At 53.7% G+C, this 19,327-nt stretch carries 14 protein-coding genes, 1 pseudogene and 1 riboswitch; of the genes and pseudogenes, 7 read left to right on the forward strand and 8 right to left on the reverse strand.

Annotated features, from left to right (window positions below):
• Window position 1: 1 nt before the first annotated feature.
• The 4 genes from FrondiHNR_RS11950 to FrondiHNR_RS11965 form a co-directional block, all read right to left on the reverse strand.
• Window positions 2-1,168 carry a UDP-N-acetylmuramate dehydrogenase gene (locus FrondiHNR_RS11950; protein ID WP_279352996.1) on the reverse strand — a complete coding sequence of 389 codons (1,167 nt, stop codon included), beginning with the start codon at window positions 1,166-1,168 and terminating at the stop codon, window positions 2-4.
• The gene (locus FrondiHNR_RS11955; protein ID WP_279352997.1) at window positions 1,165-1,587 is read right to left on the reverse strand and encodes a MaoC family dehydratase; all 423 of its coding nucleotides are present in this window, start codon (window positions 1,585-1,587) and stop codon (window positions 1,165-1,167) included. Before FrondiHNR_RS11955 ends, FrondiHNR_RS11950 begins: the two co-directional genes overlap by 4 nt.
• Window positions 1,588-1,589: 2 nt before the next feature.
• Window positions 1,590-2,036, reverse strand: coding sequence for a MaoC family dehydratase N-terminal domain-containing protein (locus tag FrondiHNR_RS11960; protein WP_279352998.1), 447 nt, complete (start codon window positions 2,034-2,036; stop codon window positions 1,590-1,592).
• Between the two features lie 118 nt (window positions 2,037-2,154).
• Window positions 2,155-2,952 (reverse strand): sulfite exporter TauE/SafE family protein, encoded by a 798-nt coding sequence (locus FrondiHNR_RS11965; protein ID WP_279352999.1) that lies wholly within the window; start codon window positions 2,950-2,952, stop codon window positions 2,155-2,157.
• Between the two features lie 162 nt (window positions 2,953-3,114).
• On the opposite strand from FrondiHNR_RS11965, the gene FrondiHNR_RS11970 reads away from it, so the two are divergent.
• Together FrondiHNR_RS11970 and FrondiHNR_RS11975 are read left to right on the forward strand one after the other, a co-directional pair.
• Window positions 3,115-4,416: an alpha/beta hydrolase-fold protein gene (locus FrondiHNR_RS11970; protein WP_279353000.1), complete on the forward strand. Its 1,302-nt coding sequence runs from the start codon at window positions 3,115-3,117 to the stop codon at window positions 4,414-4,416.
• A 71-nt stretch (window positions 4,417-4,487) separates the two neighbouring features.
• Window positions 4,488-6,962: a phosphatidylglycerol lysyltransferase domain-containing protein gene (locus FrondiHNR_RS11975; protein ID WP_279353001.1), complete on the forward strand. Its 2,475-nt coding sequence runs from the start codon at window positions 4,488-4,490 to the stop codon at window positions 6,960-6,962.
• On the opposite strand, the gene FrondiHNR_RS11980 is transcribed toward FrondiHNR_RS11975, so the two are convergent.
• A complete protein-coding gene (locus FrondiHNR_RS11980) occupies window positions 6,959-7,450 on the reverse strand; it encodes an Lrp/AsnC family transcriptional regulator (RefSeq protein WP_279353002.1) in 492 nt (163 codons plus the stop codon). The two genes, FrondiHNR_RS11975 and FrondiHNR_RS11980, sit on opposite strands and share 4 nt — an antisense overlap.
• A gap of 186 nt (window positions 7,451-7,636) precedes the next feature.
• Here FrondiHNR_RS11980 and ald point away from each other — a divergent pair, with 186 nt between their 5' ends.
• From ald to FrondiHNR_RS12000, 4 genes and pseudogenes are all read left to right on the forward strand, one after another.
• Entirely contained in the window at window positions 7,637-8,755 is a 1,119-nt protein-coding gene (gene ald, locus FrondiHNR_RS11985) for an alanine dehydrogenase (RefSeq protein ID WP_279353003.1), read from the forward strand.
• Between the two features lie 305 nt (window positions 8,756-9,060).
• Window positions 9,061-9,762 carry a VTT domain-containing protein gene (locus tag FrondiHNR_RS11990; RefSeq protein ID WP_279353004.1) on the forward strand — a complete coding sequence of 234 codons (702 nt, stop codon included), beginning with the start codon at window positions 9,061-9,063 and terminating at the stop codon, window positions 9,760-9,762.
• Between the two features lie 104 nt (window positions 9,763-9,866).
• Window positions 9,867-10,571 (forward strand): thioredoxin domain-containing protein, encoded by a 705-nt coding sequence (locus FrondiHNR_RS11995; protein WP_279353005.1) that lies wholly within the window; start codon window positions 9,867-9,869, stop codon window positions 10,569-10,571.
• Between the two features lie 599 nt (window positions 10,572-11,170).
• Window positions 11,171-11,424, forward strand: a pseudogene (locus tag FrondiHNR_RS12000) (IS30 family transposase); the annotation flags it as partial.
• Window positions 11,425-11,910: 486 nt separating this feature from the next.
• On the opposite strand, the gene FrondiHNR_RS12005 reads toward FrondiHNR_RS12000, so the two are convergent.
• Complete coding sequence (locus FrondiHNR_RS12005; RefSeq protein WP_279353006.1) at window positions 11,911-14,028, reverse strand: putative Ig domain-containing protein; 2,118 nt, start codon at window positions 14,026-14,028, stop codon at window positions 11,911-11,913.
• 275 nt (window positions 14,029-14,303) lie between these two features.
• Here FrondiHNR_RS12005 and FrondiHNR_RS12010 point away from each other — a divergent pair, with 275 nt between their 5' ends.
• Complete coding sequence (locus FrondiHNR_RS12010) at window positions 14,304-15,824, forward strand: IS1634 family transposase (protein ID WP_279352517.1); 1,521 nt, start codon at window positions 14,304-14,306, stop codon at window positions 15,822-15,824.
• 10 nt (window positions 15,825-15,834) lie between these two features.
• On the opposite strand, the gene FrondiHNR_RS12015 is transcribed toward FrondiHNR_RS12010, so the two are convergent.
• Together FrondiHNR_RS12015 and FrondiHNR_RS12020 are read right to left on the reverse strand one after the other, a co-directional pair.
• Complete coding sequence (locus FrondiHNR_RS12015; RefSeq protein WP_279353007.1) at window positions 15,835-16,395, reverse strand: hypothetical protein; 561 nt, start codon at window positions 16,393-16,395, stop codon at window positions 15,835-15,837.
• Between the two features lie 580 nt (window positions 16,396-16,975).
• Window positions 16,976-17,959: a VOC family protein gene (locus tag FrondiHNR_RS12020; RefSeq protein ID WP_279353008.1), complete on the reverse strand. Its 984-nt coding sequence runs from the start codon at window positions 17,957-17,959 to the stop codon at window positions 16,976-16,978.
• A 1,065-nt stretch (window positions 17,960-19,024) separates the two neighbouring features.
• A riboswitch (M-box (ykoK) riboswitch) is annotated at window positions 19,025-19,203 on the forward strand.
• Window positions 19,204-19,327: the final 124 nt, after the last annotated feature.

Here is a 19,327-nt window from a genome sequence, read left to right on the forward strand (position 1 = left end):
TTCAGAGTTCCAGCCCAATCAGATGTGGTTCCGGCTGCAAAATCACGCCGAATTCCGCCTGCACTCGCTGCTGAACAAATCGCGCGAGTTGAACCACCTGTTCAGCCGTGGCACCGCCCCGATTGGTGATTGCCAGGGTGTGCTTAGTTGATATACCCGCTAACGATCCGGGTAGGCTATACCCGCGCGAAACGCCCGCGTTTTCGATCAGCCAGGCCGCACTGAGCTTGACATGTCGGGGGCCGGGATTTAGCTGAACCTGTCGTATCGGCAATCCCTGAGCAATATCCGCGAGGGGAGTAACGGCAACCGCTTCCTCCTCAGCCTGCATGGGCCACCGGGGGGCTTCGGAGGGCAGCTCACGCGCAAAAGCCTCAGAGACAATCGGATTGGTAAAGAAGGATCCAGCGCTCACCGAGTCGGCATTCCCCTCCTCAAGAACCATTCCCTTGTCCTGGCGAAGGGACAGAACCGACCGGCGAAGCTCCGCAAGCGAAACCCTATCCCCGAGGCTCACGCCCAGAGAATCGGCCAATTGGCCGTAGAGCACGGGAGCACTGGGGGACAGTGCGGCACTTTTACCCCGGGTGAGTTCCACATCGATTGACAGCACCACACCCAAGCGTCCCTGCTTAATGGCGGAGGTACGGTATCCCAACTCCAGTTCCTCCGCGGGAACGACGCTCACGGCACCGGTTTCGTAGTCGAGAAAAGTGATGGAGCGCAGCACCTCTGACAGTTCGTGTCCATAAGCACCAATGTTTTGCACGGGGGCCGCACCCGCTGAACCGGGGATACCCGAGAGCGCCTCAAGCCCTACATAACCACGCTGCACGGTGTGTTTTACCAGGGCGTCCCACGAGTGCCCAGCCTGTACACGCAAACGTACGACATCAGGACTACCAGATTCGACCTCATTGATTCCCGTTGTGCGCATCAGGATGACACTGCCGTCAAAGCCCTCGTCCGCAACCACCGTATTGGAGCCGCCCGCAAGCAGCATCCAATCTGTCCCGGACTCCCACGCGCTCGTGCTCATACGCACCACGTCGTCACTCGTCAGGGCAACCCAAATATCTGCGGCTTCTCCGCCAACATGCAGAGTGGTAAGCTCTCGAAAAATTCCCGGTCGTCCGGGTTCTGGGATGATCGTGATGGGGTCGGTCATACAACCCTCACGCGAGCCTGGGCCTTGCCTAAGACGGTTGCTCCATCGTAGGTGACGGTGAGGTCAACACGGGCAACCCCCTTCTCAAGGGCCCCAATCGTGGCGGTGATCTCCACCTCAGCCCCGATTTCGGGGTCAACAACAACGGGACGGGTAAATTTTACCTGGTAGTCAATCACGGCTGCAGGGTCACCCGCCCAATCAACCACGGGCTGAATCGCAACCCCCATCGTGAGCATGCCGTGGGCAATCACACCGGGGAGGCCAACCCGCGCCGCAAAATCGTCACGGTAGTGAATCGGGTTAAAGTCTCCGGAGGCTCCCGCATAACGCACTAGAGAGTCGCGTGTGATCGCGACCGCACGCGTCGCAATGATATCGCCCACCGATAGATTTTCAGAGGCTGTGGATGCAGTCATGACTATTCGTCTCCTCTCACAACAAGCGTGGAAATTGCCGTAACCACGTGGTCACCGGCATCGTCTACGATATTTGTCTCACTCGTAACCATTGAGTGGGCACCGAGCGTTTTTACCGAGGTCACAGTGAGAGTCGCACGAAGCTCATCCCCCGCAACCACCGCGCGGGTGTAGGTAAACTGCTGGTTGCCGTGCACTACACGAGAGAAGTCAATTCCGGCCTCCGGATCTTCAAGCAGCTGCCGCAGCGTCAGTTCCTGGATAACCACGGGAAATGTCGTGGGTGCGATCAGATCTGAGTGACCGAGGGCGTGTGCCGCCTCCACCTCAAAGTGGGCCGGGCCGTGAGCATATACGGCGCGAGCAAACTCCCGTATTTTCTCTCGTCCGACAAGATAGGGGGAAGTACGCGGATAGCTCTTACCTTGAATAGCAGTATTAATGGACACAAGACAAGTCTATGTCCACCGTTCCTGAGACGTGTCTCAGGGCTAGAAAAACACTCTGAGCCACGCCGACGCAAAACGTGAAGATATGTATACGACGGTACATGCGCGCACAAAGAGGCTACCCACGCCTGCGCAGGGCGTGAAGCGCCATACGCACCGTGATGATAACGAGAAACGAGGCAAAAAGAAGATTGCTCGCAAGGGGGGTGAGCATAGTGGCCAAGATCGCCCCCAGCCAGGTGATAGAGGAGGCAGAAAGCCCCAACACTATGGCCGCCCTCACGTGAATATTTTTACGCTTAATGTTTGCTGCAGTACCGGAGAGAGCGCCCGGAATCATCATGAGGAGGGATGTGCCCTTGGCGATCAGGTCGCTTGCACCAAAGAACACGATAAGCATGGGGACTACCACCACACCACCGCCCACACCGAGCAACCCGGAAAGGAGTCCCGTGGCCAGGCCAAGGACTATCAGCCCACTGATCGATACCCCAGTGAACTCAATCATCCCCGCACGGGAGGGCACATTAATAAACATCTGCACAATAACAAATACCAAAAACGCAATGAACATCCACTGCAGCACGTCGTGCCGAACCCTGGCCATGTAGTAGGTGCCGATCTGGGTACCGGCGATCATTCCCGCTGCAAGAATCAGGGCGGCTAGGACATCAACGTTTCCGCTGGCCGCGTATCCAATCAGGCTGACGATCACGGTGGGGACAATAGCAGCGAGCGAGGTACCAGCCGCTGTTCTCTGATCAAATCGCATTATGAGCACCAGGGCGGGCACTAAAACAACACCGCCACCCACCCCAAAGAGACCGGTGAGTAATCCACAGAACAGCCCCAAGAGTATCAGTTTCACATACCACCCGCGCGGGTATACCCGGGAGTCGTCTGGCGTGTTTGTCATCATTCCAGTCTGGCAGTACCGCGCTGACCTCCGCCAATTTTAAATTTCACCTCGTTATAAACCTTAAAATCTGGTGAATTTCACAACAACCTCGACGCTCCGCGAGTAACGTTGTGCAGCGTCGTTCCCCAACACTCCCGCGTTATGAAATGAGGCACCGCCGTGGACAACACCCCCTTGTCTATCCCCATTACCCAGGGATGGGGACTTATCGCCCTGTATGTCTTAGCCTCGCTGGCGTTAACGCTGCTCATCCTGCGTCCTCGCAGACTAAAAAACAACCTCACTATCGCCGGTGTGGTTTTTATCGCTGGATCGCTTATGGGCTTATTTCTCAGCTGGTTTATCGGCGATTTCCTTGACGTTTTTGGAATCAGCCTCACCCCGGTTACGCGCATGTGGGTGTGTCTGGGGTGTGTCGGCATATTGTTAGCCTGCACAAACCTCTGGAAGACAGGTTGGGGACGGAGGTTCTTCGCGCTTATGAGCATTCCGGTGTTTGTTGTGGCAGCCGCAGCCGGCATCAACGTGGAATTTGGTGAATACCCCACGATTGGTGATCTTGTCGCTCCGGAAGGACCTCAAGAGTTCAATCTTGCCGCACTCACCGCGGAAGGCAAAAAGACTGACTTCCCCATCTACAAGTCCTGGGTCGCACCGGACACCATGCCCGCCGCGGGAAAGGTGACAACCACCACCATTCCCGCAACACTGTCTGGGTTTCCCGCTCGACCCACACTCGTCTACCTTCCTCCCGCCGCACTCGTTCCCACCCCTCCGGCGCTCCCCGTTATAGTGATGTTGGCGGGGCAGCCGGGTGGTCCCGAGGATCTCCTCACGTCGGGTAAGTTACCGGCGATACTCGATGGATACGCTTCCGCACACAAAGGCTTGGCTCCCATCGTCATCATGCCCGACCAGTTGGGCGATCCCCTGAACAACCCGATGTGTGTGGATTCCCCCCTGGGAAACTCGCAGACCTATCTCACCCGGGATGTTGTTAACTGGACCCGGTCCCATCTGCCGGTAGATAACTCCCCGGAAAAATGGACGATTGGCGGCTTCTCCCAGGGAGGAACCTGCGCGGCCCAACTCGGGGCCGGATTTCCCCGAATATTCGGTAACCTCATTGATATCGCGGGAGAGCTTGAACAATCCATGGGGGATCAAACAGTACGGGAAGGGTTCGGGGGATCACAGGAGAAATATGATGCAGCAAAACCGCTTAACCTCCTCGCAGCCAACACCCCATATGCTCACTCCTACGGAGTATTCGGTGCGGGCTCTAACGATTCAAGGTTTCTAGAACACACACATAAAGTTCATGATGCGGCACAAAAAGCGGGTTTTCAAACCGAATATGTCGAATCCCCCGGAAGCGCACACGATTGGCACACCGTAAACTATGTTTTCGAAAAAGCTATATCTTTCCTCGGGGTACGGTTAGGATTATCCGCAAAGTGATAACCAATAATATCTTTCAGCCCAGGTGGACCGAGGCGGTCTAGCTTATGATTAGTGCACTGAGATTCATAGTGAATTATTTCAGCACGAGATATGTCACACTCATTATCGCGTTGATAGTGCTCTCCCTCGGCGTCATCGGAATTTTTCTCCGTATCCCACACGAAACTCTCGGTCACCTCGGCAGTACCGGCTACGGCCCCATAATTCTGGAAAACAGATGGTGGTCTCCCTTCACCGCCCTTTTTGTGACGGCCAACTATGCTCGGCTTATCGCGGGGATATTCCTCGTCATATTCCTTGTCGGGGCAGTTGAGCCCGTGCTTGGCTCTTGGCGCACACTGTTGGCCTGGGTCACCACCCCTACCGTTGGCATTATCGTAGGCGTTCTCCTCCAAGAGTTTGGCATGCAGCACAACGGATACTGGGCACACAGCGTTCAGGGTTATGTGAGCGCCACTATATTTGGAGCGGTCACCGGAGTTCTCACCACCGCGAGCGCTTTTTACGGGCCTCTCTGGCGCAGACGAATACGCCTGTTTACGCTCATGAGCGCCCTCATGTTTGTTCTGTACTCCGGGCGTCCAGCGGACGTGTACTTGCTCCTGGCAGGCTGTGCGGGCCTGGGACTCGGCATCCTGCTCCGACGCAAGCGTCCACAGGTGGGGTGGCAGCGCAGCTCTCACAACGAAGCTCGCGTGCTCATGGCCTCGACCGTGACGATTACCGCAATCGGACCGATCATCGCGCTCTTGAGCACTTCCCGGTGGGGCTTGCTTGCTCCCCTGGGCCTATTGCTGAGCCCCGGGGGTGCAGCCTCTCACGCAAAGATCATCGAGTGTCAGGCTCATGCGCTGACTAACCAGTGTTTTCACGAGATAGCGCTCTCAAAAATCACTCAGGCGGGACCCCTGTCGATCACGCTGATCCCTCTCGTGATCATGCTCATTTCAGCCTATGGAATTCTTCGCGGAAGACGTTTTGCTCTCTGGCTGGCCATCGGTGTTAACATCCTCTTTTCAATGCTTGCTCTGTTCTATTTTGGCCTAGCTCCGCTGCTCGGTTTTGCCAACTATATCCGTGAACGCCATCACTATTGGCAACTCTCACTGTCGATAACACTCTCGATTGTGATTCCCCTCGCAATTGCAATCACACTATTTTTGCTACGCCGCCACTGCACCATACCGCCTCGTCCGGGTAGTATTCGCCGGGCCCTTATTGCCGTTTTGGCGACAGCTCTCAGCCTGTCTGCGATATACCTCCTTATCGGGGTACTCATGCCGCACAGTTTTGACCCAGAAGTTAGCCTGGGGGAACTTCTGGCTGATCTTCCCAAACGTTTTGTACCGGTGAGCTTCCTTGCGGAATCGAGTTCCTTTACCCCCTCCGGGCACATCACGGGTTTTATTTACCACGCTGTTGGACCCCTGCTCTGGATCATCATTTTGGTAGCCTTGATCGCGCCTCTTGCCTCTTCACGTCCCACGCAAAATGAGGAGGATGAGTCTCGAGCCAGGGATATGTTTAAGCGCGGTGGAGGGTCATCACTGTCTTATATGGCACTCTGGCCCGGAAATACCTGGTGGTTTGATCAGGAATCAGACACAGTAATTGGCTATCGGGTGGTTAACGGGGTGGCCATCACCACCGGCGGACCTTTTGGCCCCGGTTCCGGTTCATACGAGCCTCTCTACCGGTTTGCACGGTTCTGCGACGATAACGGATGGTTGCCCGTTTTTTATAGCATAGAGGAGCGCTATGCTCCCGCTTTTTCCACGATGGGTTGGGTCACCATGACCGTTGCGGAGGAGACCGTTCTCCGCCCGCAGCAGTGGAACACAACCGGCAAGAAATGGCAGGATGTTCGAACAGCGGTTAACCGCGCCAAACGCACGGGTATTCGATCTGAGTGGGTCTCCTACACTAGCCTTCCTCACAACCTACGCACCCAAATCACCCATATCTCGGATCAGTGGATTGCCGAAAAAGAACTCCCCGAGATGGGCTTCACCCTGGGAGGGGTCAAAGAGCTTGTCGACCCCGAGGTCATGCTGATGCTTGCGATTGATTCCGAGGGTCAGATACAGGGGATAACGAGTTGGCTACCCCAATACGATAGCGGTCAGGTTGTCGGCTGGACCCTCGACTTTATGCGGCGCGCACCCGAGGGTCCCAACGGCATCATGGAATTTCTCATAGCGGAAGCGGCGGAGCATATGCGTGATAGTGGTATCCGGCTCATGAGCCTCTCGGCCGCACCACTCACCCGTGAAACAGCAGAACCCTCAGCTGCTTCTAACACTGATCGTTTACTCGCCTATTTGAGTGATTCCCTTGAACCCGTATACGGATTCAAATCGCTTTTTGCCTTCAAGAAGAAGTTTCAGCCGGAGTTTCACCCTCTTCTTATGGCCTACCCCGACAGCACCTCACTACCCGCGGTCGGTTGGGCGCTCACCCGAGCTTATCTGCCGGGCGTCTCCACTCGACAATTGGCAAAAATGGTACGGGGAGCAACCGCTTCTTCGGGAGACAAACACTAAAGTTCCACGGCTTGATTGCCCAGCCTATTAGCGTGGTGCTCAAAAACCATGCTTGTGCGGGTGGTGGCAACCGCGGGGTGTGCGGAAAGGTTTTCTACGACGAACTCACGCACGTGATCCGCATCGCGAACGGCCAGGTGCACAATAAAGTCCTCGACCCCGCCGAGGAAGAAAACTTGCAGAACCTCGGGAAGCTCGCGGAGTTCCTGGCTAAACTCTGCGATGCGTTGGCGAGCACCGGATCGGATAGTAACGCTCACAAGAACCTGCAGGGTGAGCCCAAAACGCGCCGGGTCCACCTGCGCGGAGAACCCCATAATGACACCTCGGTCGATCAGGGAGCGAACCCGACTGATGCAGGTGGAGGCAGCAATACCTACTTTTTGTGCCAGCTCGTTGTTTGACATTCGCCCGTTGCCCTGCAGGAGCCCCACAATTGACATATCGATTTTGTCCAACTCAGCGCCGTTCCGAAATTTATTCGACATTCCTCCCCTTTTTACGCATCAAATCCGCTATTAATTCTATGATATGGCACACTGGTTTTACTTTATACAAAACTTTCCCATCAAAGGCGAATTTACTGCACTATATTTGTAGTGGCGGTCTGGCGAGACACACGGGTGTGCTCACCCACCCACTTAGGGTCACAACACAACCAATGGAGCAAACTAATGCGTATAGGCATCCCCACCGAAATCAAAAATAACGAGCACAGGGTTGCAATAACACCGAGCGGTGTCTTTGAACTCACTCGGAACAAACACGAGGTTTTTATCCAATCCGGGGCTGGCGAGAACTCCGGTATTTCTAACGAAGAGTACATCAGCGCCGGGGCAATTCTTCTTGACACCGCCGCAGAGGTCTGGGCCACCGCCGAACTGCTCCTGAAGGTCAAGGAACCCATCGCTGCAGAGTACGGTTATCTCCGCAAAGATCTGGTTGTTTTCACCTACCTGCACCTGGCCGCCGAAAAGGAACTCACCCACTCCCTCGTGGAGGCGGGCACCACGGCCATCGCATACGAAACGGTACAGCTTCCTAACCGCAGTCTTCCCCTCCTCGCCCCGATGAGCGAGATCGCGGGTCGTCTGGCGGCACAGGTTGGGGCGTACCACCTGATGAGCTCTGCGGGCGGGCGCGGCGTTTTACTCGGCGGAGTTCCAAGCACCCGCAAGGCCAAGGTTGTTGTTATCGGAGCGGGTACGGTAGGCGAACAGGCCGCGATCATTGCTCTTGGCATGCAGGCAGACGTGACGGTGATCGATATTAATCTGGCCCGGCTACGTGAGATCTCAATGACACACGGCGGAGCCATCCAGACCCGTGCCTCTTCGCAATACGAGATTGCCGAGCAGCTTCGCGAGGCTGATCTTGTTATCGGCTCGGTTCTTATCCCCGGCGAAAAAGCGCCCAAGCTGGTCACCGACGAGATGGTTGCCACCATGAAAAAGGGTTCCGTGCTCGTTGATATAGCCATCGATCAGGGAGGATGCTTCGAAAACTCGCACCCGACAACTCACGACGACCCCATCTTCACCGTTCACAACAGCATCTACTACTGTGTGGCAAACATGCCCGGAGCGGTTGCCGAGACCTCCACTCGGGCACTCACTAACGCCACCCTCCCCTACATCGTTGCCCTGGCAAACAAGGGCTGGGAGCGTGCGCTGCGCGAGGACAAGGCTCTTGCTCAGGGGCTCAACACCCACAACGGGCAGATAACCAATGCTGGCGTGGCCAAGGCGATGGACGCCGAACTTGTTGACGTTGCGCAGGTACTCGGTTCCTAAGACCGCTTCATCAGGGATTCTCTCTTACAGTTCCTTGAACTCTTGTGAACGCCCCTCACACTCGTAGGGCGTTCACAATGGGTTCTGAGGCGCACAAAAAGCGGCGACCTATCGCCACATCTCGATCCAGGGCTCTCTACTTCTTGCGAACTCACCGACACTTAAATAATAATTAGTCTCCGTAATGATAAGGGAGGCAATTAACAGAATTTTATAGTGTACTCTCGAAAGATACGCAACGATAGCAAAGTATTACCGTGACACGACCCCAGTGCTTGGCATAGGCTATCTCCATCGAGGAAATAATGATTGAAACCGCACTTATCCCCTGGCTTGATCCCGCGACCATAATTCCCAATCTTGGCGCGTGGGCCCTGTTCGGGGTCTGTGCCATCATCTTTGCCGAAACCGCGCTCCTCGTCGGGTTTCTCCTACCCGGCGACACCCTGCTCTTCTTCACGGGCCTACTCACCTTCACCGGGGTCATCACCTATAACATCTGGTGGACATCTTTGGCCATCGGCCTGGCCGCTTTTTTGGGGGGTGAGGTAGGGTATCTGATCGGCCACAAGGCGGGTCCCCGCATATTCGAACGCAAGGAATCGGGTCTTTTCAGTAAAGAAAACGTCAAACGAACCAACGCGTTTTTCGAACGATTTGGAGGGATGGCAGTTATCCTCGCCCGTTTTGTCCCGGTGGTTCGCACCTTCACACCCGTTGCGGCCGGAGTCGCACACATGAACTACCGAAAGTACTCGCTCTACAACCTCATCGGGGCCGTAGTCTGGGGTATGGGCCTCACCATGCTCGGGTATCTCCTGGGGCAAATCCCCTGGGTAGAAGAGTTTGCAACAAAGTATATGGATTTGGTCATCCTCGGCGCGGTGCTTCTCACGGCGGGACCCACCATCTACCATTACGCACGCAGCGCGCGCCTTGCCAAAAAACGAGCGCAGCAGAGTGCCAACGACAATCCCGGTGAAGGGACAGAGGGCATCGCACCATAGCTAAAATGCAGGTTTAACTCTAATGTCCGCACATAGAATACCCAGGATTTTCTGCAACCCTTAAGTTCCATCTTTCACTAGCGCAAAGGGTTTTCCTGCGTCCCATGTCTCAACCGACCCCAAGGTTATCTCGCAGGCTGCTCGCGTGGTTGCTTCCACTCACAGTTACAGTGATCGTGGCGACCCTCACCGCGCTCGCCTGGCCGGCAAGAACTCTTGATCCTGATGACCCTCTTGGGCCGACTAGCTTCTCAGAGCCGCTTGACTTCCTAATACGTGATCTCAATAACCCCCTCGCCCTGGGTTCGGTGGATGCCCCGGTCAGAATATTCGTTCACTCCGATTATCAGTGTGACCTGTGTGCGGTATGGTCCCACACCACGCTACCCGAGATCGTAAACACGTATGTAAACAGTGGCAAAGTACGCCTCGTATGGCAAAGCAATGCCCTTGTGGGAAGCGATTCCGAGCGCGCCACACGTGCCGCGTACGCAGCTGGTCTCCAGGGCCGGTTTAGCGACTACCACGCCGGCCTTTTCCCCAACGGAAGCAAGCGCACAACTGATCAGCTCACCGACGACGCCCTTTTCGCTCTGGCTCGTGAAATCGGGCTGAACGAACCCCAGTTTCACAGCGACTTTTACTCGGTGAAAACAGCACAGGCTTTGCTCCAAAACGTCAACGAAAGCAGGATGTTTGACATTACATCTATCCCCGCAATCATAATCAACGGGGAACACCTGGAACAAACGCTATCAACCGAAGAGACATTCTCTCTCATCGAAGATAACCTCAGGGTTCCACAATAGGTTGTGTGCGGTAGCGGTGTGACAGAGCGATCCTTCAATCGTTCAGTCGAGGTCAAGTCCCGCGCGGTGAGGCAACGCGTTGACGGCTGTGCACCCCAACCTGGAAAAGGCTGAACACACCTCGCCAGCAAGTCCGGAAATGGTCTCCAGGATGGAGCCTAGACAGATTTCTGAGCGGTGAAGATCGAATGCCCAGATGATAATTCTGGGCATATTAGTTATGAGGCGATTTACCGAGCTCTCTTGTATTCAGGGCATGTTACTGCTGACGGACGTTCTCCGAGCGCCCTGCCCCGGCTGCTGATCTTACTGTTCCAGGGCACTAGGAGGGGACCTCATCGTTGGTACGAACCGCTCAGTAATCGGGACACTCGTTGAGCGGAGTGGTCGTTCGACACTGTTAGCACACCTGCCCAGGCTTGAAGAGCACGGAATACAACCCGTGGTGAAGAACGGGCCATCACTTAGTGGGTACGGTAATGAAACAATAGTCAAAGCACTTACGGTATCGACGAATGGGCTACCGCAACAGTTACATAAAAGCTCACCCGGGGTTAAGGGAAAGAAATCGCTGATCATGCAAGGTTTGCACTTGACACGGGAGGAAAGTGTTTTTCGCTGACTCTCACTCGCTTTGCCAGCGGCCCACGGCCGAGAACACGGACGGGCTGCTGCGGCAGCGCCTCCCGAAGGGGGTACTGATTCATCTTGATGAGGCGTGGACGAGCTTACAGCGGTTGCGTATACGTTGAACAATCCGCCGAGGAAAGACCTCGGCTGGAAAACTCCAGCCGAGGTCTTTGCTGAGCAGCTAGAATTAATTGAAGAAGACAGTATTGCGACGACTGATTGAATCTACCACCGGGCCATATAAGACAGAACCCATCCAGCGAAAAGGTCCCGGGAAAATAGTCGAACAAGTTGAACTCGCCACCCTTGAGCACGTGTGTGGGTGGAATAACGAGCATCTTCACGGAGAGCTAAGCCTGCGCACCCAGTCGAGGTCGAATAAGCACACTACACTCAAACTTGAAACATTCCAGATGCCGGCCAGGTAACCGGAGCCTAAGCCAGTCCAAACCAGAATGGTTCAGCTCACGGCCTACCTCATTCTTGATAGAGCTGCTACCAAGATTCCAACAGACCGACTCCATTAAAGCTATGCCACATCAGAGCTTCCAAGATACCCAGAGCGCTTTATCCTAGCCGTGCAGTGGCTCCAGTGCTTTGCCCTGTTAAAGCTCAAAAAGTGTGGCGACCGTTATTCAAACGATCGCCACACCTCACGGGCTACTAAGAGCCATTTACAAAGAGGGTTTCATAAAGAAACCCTCTTTACCTATGAAGATTTTGATGCCCGCCCGCGAAGACGCAAGACTACACCAACACCTAACAGAGCCAGTACCGCCCCAACCAGCAAGAACGGATCGTGCGCTCCGGTCTTACTTAGTGTGGCAGGAGAACCCTTAGCGTTAGCTTCCGCTGCTTTCTGAGCATCAGAGGGAACTGTCACAGCCCCACCCTTCTGCTCAGCAGCTTTAGGCGTCTCCGTATTGGAACCAGCAACGTTAGGCTCTTCCTTCTCAGGCTTCTCCTCAGGCTCAGGCTTAGGCTCCTCAGCATTCTGAGCCTCCGCAACCACCTTCAACGCAGCAGCATCATCCTTTAGAAGATCCTGAACCTTACCCAGAAGAGCAGCTTTCTCTTCCCCTTCCAGCTTTCCAACAGTCTCAGCAAGAACCTTCTTCACCTCATCAAGCTTCTGACGCTCAGTTTCCTGACCGGCAAGAATACCCTTGATCTGCGCAGCAATCTTGTCCTCAGGCTTCTCCTCAGGCTCAGGCTTAGGCTCCTCAGCATTCTGAGCCTCCGCAACCACCTTCAACGCAGCAGCATCATCCTTTAGAAGATCCTGAACCTTACCCAGAAGAGCAGCTTTCTCTTCCCCTTCCAGCTTTCCAACAGTCTCAGCAAGAACCTTCTTCACCTCATCAAGCTTCTGACGCTCAGTTTCCTGACCGGCAAGAATACCCTTGATCTGCGCAGCAATCTTGTCCTCAGGCTTCTCCTCAGGCTCAGGCTTAGGCTCCTCAGCATTCTGAGCCTCCGCAACCACCTTCAACGCAGCAGCATCATCCTTTAGAAGATCCTGAACCTTACCCAGAAGAGCAGCTTTCTCTTCCCCTTCCAGCTTTCCAACAGTCTCAGCAAGAACCTTCTTCACCTCATCAAGCTTCTGACGCTCAGTTTCCTGACCGGCAAGAATACCCTTGATCTGCGCAGCAATCTTGTCCTCAGGCTTCTCCTCAGGCTCAGGCTTATCTGCGGCCTGAACAGTGATTGTGTATTGACGAGTTGTCTCTCCCAGCTCATTTTTTGCAACTAGAGCAAAAGTATATTCTCCTGGAGATACAGTTTTTTCCACATTGCCCTCAATGAGTAAGGTATCGGGATTCAAAGTCAAACCCTTAGGAAGCAATCCTCCCGTACCCGTGTCCGTCTTGACCCCTACCCTAGGTGCAGGAAAGCCCCCAGCTATAACTTTGAGCGAAACCAGCTCACCAACCTTTACTGTTGCGCCTGAAATCTCACCCAGAGTCGGAGTACCACTAAACTTGGCGGTAATAGGGTAACCTTCTGCCTTGATCGCTTTAATGTAACCGACATGCGCCTCAATCGTATACTCACCAGGTTTTTTACCAATAATCCTTGTCTTTGCAACACCAGAAGAATCCGTGACGACACGCTCCGATGTCAAGCTGGCACCCAGATCATCATTATTCGCAATAGAGAAATTAACCACAGCCTTTTCTATAGGCTTATCTGTCGCCAGATCCTTCAGCACAACCGTTGCTTCATGAGAATAATCGCTGCCCGTCGAAACAAGGCCCCTAGTCACCTGCAGTGTAGGAGCCATCTTGGTGTGGGTCTCCACGTAGGGTGCATAGTATGAAGTACCCATTCTTGTAACCGTACCTTCACCCTTCACCTCTTTGGGGACAGTTGTTTGCCCGTCATAGTTCGATCCCCACGCGTAGACCTTTCCCTCAGTGGTCAAAGCCATTGAGTGCCACGCAGCGGCAGCAATCGCGACAACAGTCTTGCCCGTTAAGTCCCCAGGAACCTTCGCTTGACCATTATCGTTATACCCCCAAGCTTCAATTTTGCCCTCTGAATTCAGAGCCAGGGAGTGATGATAACCGGAAGCTATCGCCGTATACACGCCTTGTGATAGTGTATCGGGAACAGGAATCATATTCTTAGGGTCATTTTCGATTTTGTTGGATTTTCCCCAGTTGACCACTTTTCCATCGTTAGTCAATGCCACACCATGGTCTGTACCGCCGGTTAATGCCGCAATATTTCCCGCATTATTCTTCAACTCCGGCGGAGCATCTAACTGCCCACCGGTATTACTCCCCCAGGAAAAGAACTGATTGTCCTCAGTAACCACCATTGAATATTCTTCGCCGGTGCTAATAATTCTGGCCTTAGCTCCCGTATCCCCTTTCAACGCATTAGGAAAATTAGTCTGCTGCTTGTAATCGTCTGCTCCCCACGAGTAAACTCTTCCATCTTCAGCCTTCGCAAGTAAGTGACTGTGCCCAGAGACTAGACCCTGAGTTGACCGTTTTTTGGTGGTCTTGCCTATTTTGGCTCGGGGAATGGCTTGTTTACGCGAGAGTAGCAGCACGGTCGGGGCACTAAGGGGGGTGTCTGTACCCTGGTTTCATGGGTGAATACGTACGCCGTGTGAAAACCGGGTCAGGTGCGACCGCGGTGCAGATCGTGTCGAAAACGCGCGGGGTGCGCAGCATTATTGAACATATCGGTTCCGCGCACACTGATCTGGAACTCGAGTTCATGGTCCAGACCGCGAAAACTCGCATCAGGGAACGCGCTCAGGCTACCGGTCAGACAGAACTCCAGATCGATACCCCAGCCGATCCTGCCGGGCCGCGTATCACGATGCAGCACTCTTACTCGCGTGTGCTCTACGACACTCTCGTCAGCGTTTACGACCGGCTTGGTTTCACTGATGCTGTGAACGATCGGGTATTTCGTGACCTCGTGATCGCGCGTATCATCGAGCCCTCTTCCAAACTCGATACGATCCGTATCCTTGATAATCTCGGACTCAAAGCGCCCTCGTATAGTGGCATTCACCGGTCATTGAACCAGGCCGCGAAGGGCAACTATCGTGATAAGTTCTCTGCTGCCTGCGTCGCGTTCCGGGGGACTGAGCACCTCACGTTGGTGCTCTACGACGTCACCACACTGTTCTTCTACGTCGAGCAAGAGGATGAGTATCGCAAGCCTGGTCTCTCCAAAGAACGCAGGCTCGAACCCCAGATCGTGCTGGGGCTTCTCGTTGACGAACACGGGTTCCCGCTGCAGTTACATTCGTTCGAGGGGAACACAGCTGAAACGCTCACTCTCGTGCCCGTGCTCGACAGGTTTCGGGCGCAGCATCCCGAGGTGACGGTGAGTGTTGTGTGTGACGCAGGTATGCTCTCCGCAGCGAATCTTCTCGCGTTAGAGACGGCTGGTTACTCGTTCATTGTGGGGTCCCGGATCGCGAAGACTCCACCTGAGGTTACCGAGTATCAACACGATGGTTCTGAACTCTGTGACGGGCAGGTATTTGAGTGTCGACAGTGGTTTGGTCAAGGTGAAAGGCGGCGTGAACGGCGGGTGGTGTATCAGTACCGTGAGAAACGTGCCCGTCTGGATCTGCGTAATATCGAGAAACAACTCGAGAAAGCGAAAAAGGTCGTTGCCGGGACCACGCCTGTGAAAAAGAGTCGGTTCGTGAAGATCAGTGGCGCAGCCAAGAGCATTGATCAGGTTTTGGTGGAATCGGCTAGGCAGCGGGCGGGGATCAAGGGGTATGTCACGAATCTACCTGTCTTAACGGTGAGCGCGCTGAGGGTGATTGATGCATACCATCAGCTCTTCAATGTTGAGGCGTCATTTCGGATGGCGAAGACTGACCTCAAAGCCAGGCCGATCTATCACCGGCATCGGGAGAAGATCGAGGCGCATCTCACGGTTGTGTTCTGCGCGATCGCGGTCTCACGGCATATTCAAGAAGCAACCGGGGTATCGGTGAAGAAGTTCGTGCAGCAACTTGCCCGGGTACAAGACGGGGTGATCAGGATCGAGGGTGTGGAGCATATTGTTCCAGCCGCGATACCGGCAGAAGTACGTGAGCTATTGACCCGGCTCGGTGACTCGGGCGCGGGGCACTAAACCGGTCAACTCAGGAGAACTGATTGTCCTCAGTAACCACCATTGAATATTCTTCGCCGGTGCTAATAATTCTGGCCTTAGCTCCCGTATCCCCTTTCAACGCATTAGGAAAATTAGTCTGCTGCTTGTAATCGTCTGCTCCCCACGAGTAAACTCTTCCATCTTCAGCCTTCGCAAGTAAGTGACTGTGCCCAGAGACTAGACCCACAGCTTTTTTCCCGTTCGCCAAGTCCTCGGGGAGCTTCTTCACCCCATGGCGATTATCTCCCCATACAAGCACATCGCCATCAACAGTTAAAGCAGCTCCATGACGATAACCTCCCGTTAGGATCTTTGTCGCCTTAACTTTCAAATCATCGGGAAGTTCCCTCTGACCATCTCCGGCAGAACCCCAAGATACAATTTTATGTCCAGGCATAAGCTCCGTGGCAGGTGCGGCATATGCAGCAGAACCGCCAACCATCGCCGATCCCAATCCGAAAGCGCCCACAAGAAGTCCCCCCAGAACCTTCCTGCTCAGGCCAGAGCCCTTAGGTCCTTCAGAGGTATCTTTTATTTGTTCTAAAGTCATTATTCGAAATAACCTCAATTCATAATCTTAAATAGCAAGCAACCATAAGGTAAATGATTACGATTATCATCATAACTTTTACAAACTTATATTTAGCTGAGAATTAGCAATTAAAAGATATGGGCTAAAAATAATGAACTGAAGTAAACTATTGAGTTTTTACAGCAATACCTAATTGCGCATCATTGCGCTACGGCCAGTTAATCCACGTGAGAGAACAACAAGACAAGCGCTCGATACCCAGAAATCCAGGGGGTCAAATCCATAAACGCAGCCCAGAAAAACAAATAACCACAAACCAAGGCACTCAATGAGTAAACGCGTGTGACCAAACCGCCTCTACGACGCGTAGCCTTCGCATCTACAGCATGCATAAGAATAACATTGCCTATTCTGCAAATATCCTGATATATAAACTAGCCATAGATAAATCACAGGTTTTAACCGCTTATACTTCTGATGGCATTTACAATAATTTATCACCCAGGGCAGAAAAGATACTCCTGACAAAAGACGAAGCAGCGATAACTTACCCTGATCAGTCAGCAAAACAGGGGCTCCCGCGGAAACAGCTATACACTTAATCCACAACAGTAAAACGCACTAGGTTTCCCCACGGGTCTGCAACCACCACATCAGAACTTATCGATGTGTAGCCGAGGCCATCCCGACCAAGCCGTTTGATAAGCGCCGTGATCTCATCTGCGCTCTCCACCGTAACCGTGAGCGACCCTAGACCCAGAGCTGTTGTTCGCTCTAGAGCATTATTGCTGCTCCAGGTGTTAGTCGCGAGGTGGTGATGATATCCGCCCGCAGAATAAAATACTGCTCCGTCAATCTGGCTCGTGATATCAAATCCCAGAGAATCAGTATAAAAAGACTTAGCATCCTCCAGGTTTCCCACCTTGAGGTGGACGTGTCCCATAACGGCGTCCCTGGCCTCCTTATCCCCGAGATGCTGGGCAATAAATTGGGATGGATCAAGCACAACCGTGGTCATATCCACGCTTCCTCCATTCCACCTCCACTGATCACGCGGACGATCCACGTAGAGTTCCAAACCGTTATTGTCAGGGTCTCCGAAATAAAAAGCCTGGCTCACGCTGTGGTCAGCAGAACCCTGAAAAGACTCGGGAGCACTCTCTGCCAATCGCACCAGCGTAGTTGCCAAAGAAGCTTCATCAGGATAGAGAATGGCGGAGTGGTAGAGTCCGGGCTCAGAAGCGGTTGGGGCAGGTGAATCCAGATCTTCAACCAGGCTGATGAGCTCATTTCCGCCCAGCCCAAGCACGGTAGAATTCTCCGTCGACTCCATGACCTCAAGGCCAACCTTATTACCGTAATAGTCGCTGAGCCCCTCTACGTCACCCGTGACGATCTCAACAACACCCATCTGAGTCTTATCTCCCAAGACCCCCGAAGCCGAGGCGGGCTGCCCACTGGAAGATATCCACAACCAACCGCCGCCACCCATTAGGGCAAGAACCGTTACGGCAGTGATTCCCCAAAAAACCTTTCGTAGGCTGCGAGGATTGGGGGCTGAATTATTTTTCGAGGGGGTCATCCTTCTATATAACCACCTCTATACCCCCTTCATTCCTGTGAAAGCCCACCACAAAGAAGATTGTTCCTACCACCCCACTAGAGTGTTACTGGCTCAACAGTAGTGTAAAGCTTTCTAGAAAGATCCTATAGATGTCAAGTCGTTCCGAGGTCGGTTCTCAGATCGTGGAAAACTTCGCGTTTGATAAAGAGCTTAAGGCATCTGAACACATCTTTCTTAGAGAGACCCTCACTGAGCCTGCGCTGCATATAGTCAATGGTTCGGGCGTCGTATCGGCACCTGACTGCAGCCATCATATGGAACACACGATTGACTTTCCGGTTACAACCCCGGTGGAGTCTACGATGGCTCTTACTAGAGGACACGGATACAGGTGCGGTTCTAAACGCAGCCTCGCTATGGACCCGATCCGTCGCATCCAATTTAATGTGCAGGAGATCTCTCACTGTACGAGTCCTCCACAAGGTAAGCGGTGACACTCACGAGCAGAAGTACTCACCATCTGACTCCTGCGAGTCGTGATAACGGAACAGGCTGAGTCTGCGATTTTCCCGTATACGACACCGTAGGTGAGGCCCTGAATGAGTTTATCGAATGCTATACGATCTGGTATTCGTGAACGGTAGCACCCAGAGGAAGTCGATTCGTGGTTGGCAGAAGGGCCATTGCAAATTGATGCCAAGCACAAGACAGCGCGGTGCCTCTCTTCGTTTGGAAAAAGACACCGCGCTTTTCAAGCTATTTATATAGCCTATGTTCTGCGGTTTACTCGCAAGCCCTATCTAGTTAGGATTCCTTTGTGTTGCGACGAAGGCGAAGAACTACGCCAAGACCAGCCAATGCTGACACAAGAACTCCTGCTAGCCATCCCATATCTTCTGCACCAGTTTGGGCCAGTGCATCCGAGTTTGCCTGAGGAGCAACACTGAACGCGGGAAAAGCTCCCGCACGGAAAGCAGAATAAACAACATCCCATACGTCCCATTGTCACTTCCAGGAAAAAATAGCTAAAACTTAACCCTGTCACGAATTGACGAGAACCACCCGCAGGCGTATTGTGGGTATGCAGCACCTCGTTAGGCGAGGCTCCTGCACGAACACAGGCCACTGATCTGACGACATCGAGAGATGCCCAAGGTTAGGACAGGTCTCCCCGGTTTAAGGGGTTACCCAAAGTGGCTTCCGCAAATTTTTACTGAGCGGATAAGTCGTGCAGTGCCAAAGCTCTTACGTGGAGGTGAAGGCTACCCACTCGGCCACGGGTGTGACCGGCCTTTTGCTGTGGAGGCACGCGCATTTGCCGTGCCCACAAAACCCGAGCCTGAGGAGGTGGACCCCCGTGGACGACCCGCATAGTCGTTCTAGCTA

This window comes from Lysinibacter sp. HNR (genome assembly GCF_029760935.1).
Classification (GTDB): domain Bacteria; phylum Actinomycetota; class Actinomycetes; order Actinomycetales; family Microbacteriaceae; genus HNR.